This is a genomic window from Azospirillum sp. B4 (genome assembly GCF_000333275.1).
Lineage (GTDB): Bacteria > Pseudomonadota > Alphaproteobacteria > Azospirillales > Azospirillaceae > Nitrospirillum.
Map to the genome: position 1 here is coordinate 1 of NZ_BACU01000004.1, position 9,120 is coordinate 9,120.

The 9,120-nt window shown below is 65.5% G+C and carries 6 protein-coding genes, 1 tRNA gene and 2 rRNA genes; 5 read left to right on the top strand and 4 right to left on the bottom strand.

The features are described from left to right. The 5 genes from I55_RS00040 to I55_RS00060 form a co-directional block, all read left to right on the top strand. Positions 1-445: ribosomal RNA gene (locus tag I55_RS00040) — 23S ribosomal RNA — on the top strand; the annotation flags it as partial. A gap of 116 nt (positions 446-561) precedes the next feature. Continuing rightward, positions 562-677: ribosomal RNA gene (gene rrf / locus I55_RS00045) — 5S ribosomal RNA — on the top strand. A gap of 79 nt (positions 678-756) precedes the next feature. Continuing rightward, positions 757-833, top strand: a tRNA-Met gene (locus I55_RS00050). A gap of 258 nt (positions 834-1,091) precedes the next feature. Then, positions 1,092-1,988 carry a LysR family transcriptional regulator gene (locus I55_RS00055; RefSeq protein WP_044558348.1) on the top strand — a complete coding sequence of 299 codons (897 nt, stop codon included), beginning with the start codon at positions 1,092-1,094 and terminating at the stop codon, positions 1,986-1,988. A 126-nt stretch (positions 1,989-2,114) separates the two neighbouring features. Next, the gene (locus tag I55_RS00060; protein WP_044558350.1) at positions 2,115-3,530 is read left to right on the top strand and encodes a VOC family protein; all 1,416 of its coding nucleotides are present in this window, start codon (positions 2,115-2,117) and stop codon (positions 3,528-3,530) included. Between the two features lie 48 nt (positions 3,531-3,578). Here I55_RS00060 and I55_RS00065 read toward each other — a convergent pair whose 3' ends face one another. From I55_RS00065 to I55_RS00080, 4 genes are all read right to left on the bottom strand, one after another. Further along, positions 3,579-4,499 (bottom strand): LysR family transcriptional regulator, encoded by a 921-nt coding sequence (locus I55_RS00065; protein WP_044558351.1) that lies wholly within the window; start codon positions 4,497-4,499, stop codon positions 3,579-3,581. Between the two features lie 13 nt (positions 4,500-4,512). After that, on the bottom strand, positions 4,513-5,856 hold the full coding sequence (locus I55_RS00070; RefSeq protein WP_044558352.1) for an MFS transporter: 1,344 nt from the start codon (positions 5,854-5,856) through the stop codon (positions 4,513-4,515). Further along, positions 5,856-8,141, bottom strand: coding sequence for a TonB-dependent receptor (locus I55_RS00075; protein WP_083900712.1), 2,286 nt, complete (start codon positions 8,139-8,141; stop codon positions 5,856-5,858). The genes I55_RS00070 and I55_RS00075 overlap by 1 nt, the downstream gene beginning before the upstream one ends. Before the next feature lie 170 nt (positions 8,142-8,311). Then, positions 8,312-8,971, bottom strand: a complete 660-nt coding sequence (locus I55_RS00080) for a FadR/GntR family transcriptional regulator (protein ID WP_252180954.1) — start codon at positions 8,969-8,971, stop codon at positions 8,312-8,314. Positions 8,972-9,120: the final 149 nt, after the last annotated feature.

Below are 9,120 nucleotides of genomic sequence, written 5' to 3' on the forward strand. Positions count from 1 at the left end.
CGGGGATAACAGGCTGATACCCCCCAAGAGTCCATTTCGACGGGGTTGTTGGCACCTCGATGTCGGCTCATCACATCTTGGGGCTGGAGCAGGTCCCAAAGGTTTCGGCTGTTCGCCGATTAAAGTGGTACGTGAGCTGGGTTCAGAACGTCGTGAGACAGTTCGGTCCCTATCTGCCGTGGGTGTAGGAGTATTGAGAGGATCTGTCCCTAGTACGAGAGGACCGGGATGGACGCACCTCTGGTGTACCGGTTGTCGCGCCAGCGGCACCGCCGGGTAGCTAAGTGCGGAAGGGATAACCGCTGAAAGCATCTAAGCGGGAAACCCCCCTCAAAACCAGTGCTCCCTGAAGAGCCGTGCTAGACCAGCACGTCAATAGGTGGCATGTGGAAGCGCGGCAACGCGTGAAGCTAAGCCATACTAATCGCTCGTCCGGCTTGAAACACCGCCTCCCCCGCGCAGCGGCAAACCCATCGCCCAGCGCATCAGCGAAACAACAGACCGCACGGGTTACACGAGACAACAGCAGCGATGAGCACATACGCATGTGCGCCTGATCGATCTGGTGGTCATAGCGGGGGTCAATACACCCGATCCCATCCCGAACTCGGCCGTGAAAACCCCCAGCGCCAATGGTACTGCGTCTTAAGACGTGGGAGAGTAGGTCGCCGCCAGGTCCATCAGTCGCACATACACCCGCTCAACGCCGCTCCCCAGACCCTCACCACAATGTCCTCCACTCCCAGCACGCATTCCCGCGGGGTGGAGCAGCCCGGTAGCTCGTCAGGCTCATAACCTGAAGGCCGCAGGTTCAAATCCTGCCCCCGCAACCAAATCTCCCAATGAAATCAAAGCCGTCGCCCCAACAGGGCGGCGGCTTTTTGCTGAAAATGCCCTAGAGCGGGATGCGATCATGTGGGATCGCATCCCGCTCATACCCTGTTCATGATAGAGCGGAACGCGATCAGGTGAGTCCACCTGATCGCGTTCCGCTCTAGGGCCTGTGGACATTCATCTGCACGAGGGGTTGGATGACGGTCCTGGAACCGCATAACAATGATTGCGCAACAGCTTATTCCGGGGGGAATGACGTGCAGACGTCACGCCGCTTTCTGCCTTCGCTACCGCTGCTGTGCGCGTTCGAAGCCGCCGCCCGGACCGGAAGCATCACTGCGGCGGCCAAGGAGCTGGCCCTGACCCAGAGCGCCGTTAGCCGCCAGATCAAGGCCTTGGAGGATCAGCTGGAGGTCGTGCTGTTCCATCGTGAACGGCAGACCATCCGCCTGACGGCGGCGGGGGATGCCTATGTTCGCGAAATCCGCGACGCTCTGCGCAAGATCAGCACCGCGTCGCTGAATCTCCGGGCCAATCCCTTCGGCGGCACACTCAGCCTGGCCATCCTGCCGACCTTCGGCACGCGGTGGCTGGCGCCCCGGCTGCCGAAGTTCCTGGCCGCCAATCCCGGCATCACCATCAACCTGGTGACGCGGCTCACCCGCTTTGATTTCAAGCTGGAGGCAATCGACGCCGCCATCCATTTCGGTCCCGCCGAATGGCCTGGCGGCGATCTGGCGCTGCTGCGGCCGGAAACGGTTGTGCCGGCCTGCAGCCCCCAACTCCGGGATCGTTTCAATTTCGAAACGGCGGCGGACATCCGGCGGGCGCCACTGCTGCATCTCACCAGCCGGCCTGACGCCTGGAAACGGTGGTTCATGGGCAACGGCGTCGACGCCCATGCCGTCCACGGCATGTTGTTCGATCAGTTCGCGACCGCCGCGCAGGCGGCCATCGCCGGCCTGGGTGTCGCCCTGCTGCCCGACTTCCTGATCCACGACGAACTGGCCGCCGGGCAGTTGGTCCGGGCGCTGGACCTGCCGATGAAAAGTGCGGAGTCCTACTACCTGGCCTGGCCGACGGAGCGCGCCAGCCATCCGCCCCTGGCGGCATTCCGCGACTGGTTGCTGACCGAAACCCAAGGGGATCGCTAGATCATTCCCGCCCCGAATGACATTTTGACAATTAATTGATGTCAGTCGCCTCTGCAAAGGCTCAAGCTGCGGCCTCGTCATGATGCGGCAGAATGATGTGCATCCCTGTCGTTGAAGGAGCCCCAGATGCCGACTGCCCCTGTCCCGCCCGATGAGATCCGGGATTTGTTCTCCCGCGCCCTGTCGGACATGTACCGGGCGGAGGTGCCTCAGTACGGCACGCTTCTGGAGTTGGTGGCCGACGTGAACGCCGCCACCCTGGCGAAGGATCCGGCGCTGCGGGCGGCGCTGGAACGCGACGACGACCTGAATCGCCTGGATGTGGAGCGTCACGGCGCCATCCGGCTGGGCACAGGGGGGGAGTTGTGCACTATCCGCCGGCTGTTCGCCGTCATGGGCATGCACCCGGTGGGTTATTACGACCTGTCGGTGGCGGGGGTGCCGGTCCATTCCACGGCATTCAGGCCCACAAGCGACGCGGCCTTGCGCCGCAATCCCTTCCGCGTCTTCACCTCGCTGCTGCGGCTTGAGCTGATCGAGGACGCGGCCTTGCGGGCCGAGGCGGCGCGCATTCTCGCCGGGCGCCAAATCTTCACCCCGCGCGCCCTGGAATTGATCGCCGTGTCGGAGACGGCCGGCGGCCTGCACCGCGGGCAGGCCGAGGAATTCGTGCGGGAGGCGCTGGAGACTTTCCGCTGGCACAGCCAGGCGACGGTGACACTGCCCGCCTACCAGGCCCTGCTGAAAGCCCATCGCCTGATCGCCGATGTCGTCAGCTTCAAGGGCCCGCACATCAACCACCTGACGCCGCGCACCCTGGATCTTGACCTGGTCCAGGCGGAGATGCGGCGGCGCGGAATGGCGGCCAAGGCCGTCATCGAAGGTCCGCCCCGGCGCGATTGCGCCATCCTGCTGCGCCAGACCAGCTTCAAGGCGCTGGAGGAACCCATCGCGTTCAAGGCGGAGGACGGTGCCGCCGCCAGCGGCACCCACACCGCGCGCTTCGGCGAGATTGAACAGCGCGGCGTGGCCCTGACGGCGAAGGGGCGGATGCTGTACGACGACCTGTTGGCCTCCGTCCGGCGCGACGTCCAAGTCGGGGCGGGCGGGTCCCAGGCCGAAGATTACGGCGGGGAGTTGGCGGTGCGTTTCCGGTTATTCCCTGACAGCTGGGCGGAACTTCGCGACCAGGACCTGGCCTTCTTCCGTTATACGCCGACGCGGGCGGGCCTCGATGCCGCCGCCGCCGGCCAGACCTTGGCGGCTTCACTGGGCGAGTTGGTCGCCCGAGGTCATCTGCGTTTCGATCCCATCACGTATGAAGACTTCCTGCCGGTCAGCGCCGCGGGGATATTCCAATCCAACCTGGGCACGGACGAGCAGCGCAACTACGATGCCCGTTCCCACCGTCAGGCCTTTGAGGAGGCCCTGGGCGCCAAGGTCCACGATGAGTTGGACTTGTATGCCCAGGCTCAGGCCCAGTCGATCGAGCAGGCGCTGGCGCGTCTGGGCGTCCGGACCGGTGGCCTGGGGCCACACTGATCAATGCCGTTCCCCCGCCACGGGTGGCCCGCCACGGGTGGATTGATATCAAGGCGGTGGCGGGTCCACTGGAATTGCGCATTCCCGCAGGAAGCGACGCAGCCATATCATTCCCGGATCGTGTGAGAACTGGCCATGCCACTGCATCATCTCGATCAGGGCAGGGAACTCGACCGGTGCCGGCAGGATACGCAGGGGCATGTAGCTGGCGTAAAGGCGGGCGAGGCGGGTGTGCATGGTGCTGATCAGGTCGGTGCCCAGGATGAGCGACGCGACGGAGGAGAAGTCTGGTGCGACCGCCGCGATCTTGCGGATGGGGCCGAAGCGGCCCAGGCACCATTGCTCGAACGCGCCGGTGCGCTTGCCGCCCAGCGCCACCGCGACGTGCGTCATGTCCAGGTATTCCGCAAGGGTCAGCGTGTCGCCGACGGACGCATTACCCGCCCAGACGACACAACTGTGCGTTTCCTCCAGCAGGATTTCCCGGGGCTGGTCACTGACCAGATAGCCGTCTGGGCGGACCAGCAGGTCCATGTCGCCGCAGTTCAGCCGGCTTCCCGCGTCATCGGTCATGGTGCTGATGTCCAGGCGGATGTCGGGGGCCTCAGCGCGCAGGCGGCGGAGGGCGCGGGACAGCACCACCTCGGTCACGTAGTCGGACGCGGCGATGCGGAAGGTGCGCCGCGCGGTGGCGGGGTCGAAGGTCGGCCGCGCCTCGATGGCCGTCTGGACCTGCAGCAGGATGGCGCGCACCGGCCCAGCCAAGGCCGAGGCCAGTGGCGTGGGTGTCATGGTGCGGCCGACCATCACCATTATTTCGTCATCAAAATAGTCACGGAGGCGGGCCAGCGCGCCACTGGTGGCGGATTGGCTGAGATGCAGGCGATGGGCGGCGCGGGAGACGTTGCGCTCTTCCAGCAGCACGTCCAATGCAACCAATAGATTCATATCGAAGCGGCGGAAGCGCACGGCAGGCGCTCCCCTATTGCGGCCGGCGGGCGCGTTCGTACGCACGCCGGCCGGCCAGGCCGGCCAGGAATCCGGCGATGATCACCGGCACCAGGACGATCAGCAGCGACGCGCGCAGGGCGCCCGGATCGTGCAGCACATGGTCGGTGACCAGCGCGATCAAGGTCGGTGCCAGACCCATGCCCAGGAGGCCGGAAAAGATGAAATGTAGGGAGATGGCCCGGCCGCGCAGGCGGTTGGGGGTGATGTCCTGGATGGTCGGCGGCACGCTGGCCAGCCCCAGGCCGCTGCCGAAGGTCAGGAAGGCCACGGCCATCAGCGCCGTTTCCTTGGTGGGGGCCACGGCCAGGGCCAGCAGGCCCACCAGCGCGATGGGCCACCAGATCAGCGGCACGAGGAAGCGGCCGCCGGCGCGGTTCGACGCCACCAGCCGGTCACTGATGGCGCCGCTGGCCAGGCAGCCCAGCACGCCGGCCAGGGCGTTCACCGGACCCAGCGTCAAACCCACCTGGGCCGGTTTCATGCCATAGGTGCGGATGAAGAAGCTGGCGCCCCAGGTGGCGAAGGTCAGTCCGACGAAGGCTGTCAGGGCGGAGACGACATAGACGGCGGTGTACGCGCCCTTGGCGGCAGCCAGGTGGGCGAAGAATTGTCCGAACGTGGGCTTGGCCGCCACCTGCGCGCCCTTGCGGGTCTCTTCCCGCACCGTGGCCATCAGGCCGGCCAGCAACAGGCCGGGCAGGCCGACGATGAAGAACACCGCCTTCCAGGTGATGGTGGGCCCCAGGCCGGGTAGCGACACCTGGGGCGCGTCGCCCAGTAGACGCAACACGATTCCGCCCAGCAGCAGGGAGGCACCGACGCCCAGGTAGTTCGACATGTTGTAGGTGCTCATCGCCCGGCCGCGCTGGCGCGGCGGGAAATAGTCCGCGATCAGGGAATAGGCGGCCGGCGCCAGGCAGGCCTCCCCGATGCCCACGCCGGCGCGGGCGATGAACAGCTGCCAGTAGCTGGTGGCCAGCCCACAGGCGAAGGTCATGACGCTCCACAGCGCGATGCCGACCACCAGGATGGTGCGGCGGCTGGCGCGGTCCACGATGGCGCCGAAGGGCAGGCCGAAGGCCACATAGAACAGGGCGAAGGCGCTACCCTGAAGGAAGCTGATCTGCGTGTCGGTGATCGCCAGATCGGCCTTGATGGGCTCCACCAGCAAGGCGATCAGGTAGCGGTCGAGGTAGGAGGTGATGCCGACGATCAGCAGCACCACCACCACGTACCAGGCGTAGGCGGGGGCTGGGTACCGCGCGCCCTCCGGGGACAGGGCGGACCAACCTTCCGAACGCGGATCAGCGCTCATCAGAAGGACCTCCGCACCGTGACGCCGAAGGTGCGCGGCTCACCCGGGAAGATGATGAAGGTGTTGGCCTGCAGCGGCGCCTGGGTGCGCAAGGTCGCGTAGTAGCGGTCGAACAGGTTGTTGGCGTAAAGCGAGATCGACAGGTCGTCCCGGCTTTCGACCGTGAAGGAGGCGTTGACGATGGCGTAACCGGGCTGGCGGTTGCCGGCCAGCAGCGTGGTGTTGGCGATGTAGTCCGTCACATAGCGTGCGTTGATGGTGCTGTTCAGCGTCCAGTCCGGCGTCAGCGGTACCGAATAGGTGACGAAGGGTTGTAGCGTCCATTTGGGCGAATTGCCCAGGCGGTTGCCGGCCAGGGTGACGTCGGCCGTGTCCTTGCCGTACTGGGCGATGATGAAGGCGGCGTTACCGCCCAAGGTCAGCCCCTTGGCGGGGTTGATCGACAGTTCCAGTTCCACGCCCTTGGAGCGCACGCTGGCGGCCGTCTGCACCTGGGTCGACAGCGTGGTCTGGTCGCGGGTCTGGAACTGGAAGTTGTCGAAATCCATCAGGAAGGCGGTGGCGTTGAACGTCAACATGCGATCGAAGGCATGGCTTTTCAGGCCGACCTCGTAAGACTTCACGGTCTCCGCCGCGAAGGTGCCGCTGACGGTCGCCGGGTTGACGGTGGTGGGCCCCCGCGCGTCCTTGGCCGCGTTGATGCCGCCGCCCTTGTAGCCGGTGCTGTAGTTGGCGAAGATCATGTCGTCTGGGGTCAGCTCATAGGACAGGCCCAGGGCATAGGTCCAGTGGCTGGCGGAGTATTTGCCGCCGATGGGATTGTCGGGACAGAAGGCGCGGGCGGCGCTGGGCACCGGCGCCTTGCAGCGCGCCGGCAGCGGCATGCCGTAATAATCCGCCACGCCGTCGGTGTAGACTTGGCCGCTGCCGGTCTTTTCCTCCGTCAGCCAGCGCAGACCCACGGTGGCCTTCAGCTTGGGCGCGATCTCGATGACGTCGTGGGTGAACAGCGACAGCCCACGCCCGGACTGGGAGAAGGTCTGCAGCGTGTCGCCGCCGCCGGCCGGGTAGTAGGAGGCCGGGGCGATACCGCCGGACAGCAGGTTGTAGAAGCGGCCGGCGTCGGTGCCGAAGACGCTGCTCTGGTTGGCGCCGATGGTGTTGTCATAGCCGAACACGCCGAACAGCAGGTCGGCCGGCCCTTGGGTGGTGGTCAGTTGCGCCTCCAGCGTATCCATCCGGTCGCGCAGTTGCTGGCCATAAACGTTCAGGACGTTGGCCGAGCTGTTGTCGCTGTCATAGCTGTCGGACGAGCCGAAATAGCGGTGGCCATAGGTCACCTTGGTTTGGAAGTCCTCCAGGTCCCAATTGGCGATGGCGGTCAGGGCGTGGGCGTTGACCTTGGATTCCAGGGGTCCGTTCAGGGCGACCTTGTAGCGGTTGTCCTCGTCCGCAGGGTTGAGGACGGTGCCGCCGGCCTTGGCCATCGTCGTGGAGCCGGAGCCCAGCGTCAGGTAGGGCGCGGCGCAGCAGGCCTCGTCCTTGCGCTGCACCTCCCCAATCAGCCGCAGGCTGAAGGTCTCGGTGGCCTTAAGCAACAGCTGGGCGCGAAACTGGTAGCGGTCGCGGTCGTTCAGGTCGCGGCCGTCGGTGACGTCGTGGATGTAGCCATCGCGACGGCTGTACAGGCCCGACAGGCGGAAGGCCAGCTTGTCGGCCACGATGGGGCCGGACACGTCGCTGCCCAGGCGCAGGGTATTGTAGTTGCCGTAGGTGATGGACCCGTCGCCTGACCAGTCGAAGGTCGGTTCCTTGGTGATCACGTTGATGACGCCGGTGGTGGTGTTCTTGCCGTACAGCGTGCCCTGGGGCCCGCGCAGCACTTCCACCCGCTTCACGTCCATCAGGTCGGACAGCGCCTCGCCCGGACGGTTGAGGTAGACGCCATCCTCGAAAATGCCGACCGATGGCTCGAAGCCCACGTTCTGGCTGGACGTGCCGACGCCGCGCAGGCGCACCTGCGTGCCGGAGCTTTCGGAGGTGGAGGTGGAGATGAACAGCGACGGGGCGATCTGGGGCAGGGCCCGCGCCTCGGTGATGCCGGACGAGGCCAGAGTGTCGCCACTGATGGCGCTGATGGCCATGGGGACGCGCTGCAGGGATGCCGATCGCTTGGTCGCGGTCACGATGATCTCGTCCAGCGCCTCGGGCGCGTTTTCCTGGGCCATCGCCGTGTACGCAAGCAGGGGCAATGTGGATGCCACCACCAGAGACAACGCCTTCATTCTTCCCTCCCGGTTATGATTTTTGCCGGTTCTACAGGGGAAAATTGATGCGTGTCAATATGTGACTTGATTTGTTTATTGATGCGCCGTTTCCAATAGGCGACGCGGACGCGCGCCGGCCGCCCGTGCGCGGATGGCCGGTGACGGATTTGGAGGATAGAGGGCGCGCGTCAGCGCAGGCCGAACAGCTTCGTTCGGACGGAGCGGAGGTGGTCGCGCATGCATTGTTCCGCGCGCTCGGGATCATGGGCCCGGATGGAGTCCACCAGCACGCGATGCTCCCCATCGGAAGCCGCGGTGGCGGTGGCCATGGCGGCGCCGAACACCGCGTCGATGCGGCTGTCCAGGCTGGGGCGGCCTTGGGTGCGCAAGGTGTCGTACAGCAATAATAACAGCATGTTATGGCTGGCTTCCGCGATGGCGCGGTGCAGCCGCTCATCCAGGCGCCGCCACAGCGTCAGGGATTGAACGGCGGACATTTCGGCCAGGCACGCGTCCATGGCCTGAAGGTCGGCCGCCGTTGAATGGATGGCCGCCTGGGCGGCCAACTGGGGTTCCAGCACCAGGCGCGCGTCCATGATGTCGCCCAGGCTGATCGGCAGCGGCGATTGCGCCTCGGCCGTCAGGTCGCGCGGACCGACGAAGGTGCCCTTGCCCACGTGGCGCCAGATCAACCCTTCCTCTTCCACCCGCTTCAACAGGGTGCGCAGCTTGCCGCGCGAAACGCCCAGCAGGTCGCTCAGCTTGGGCTCGGGCGGCAGCCGCGGTTCACCGGATCGGCCGGTCGCCTCGATCAAATCCCGCAAACGGCTCAGGTCATCCACAGCCACCACCGACGCTCCCCATCCCATGCGCGCATCTTAACGACTTTTCCAGCTGGCTCAACTCGATCAATAACAATATTGATGCAAATCGATTGACATATTGATTGAGCTAACGTAGCTGGTTTGGGCGCCGCCCGGCACTGGCGGCGAATTGC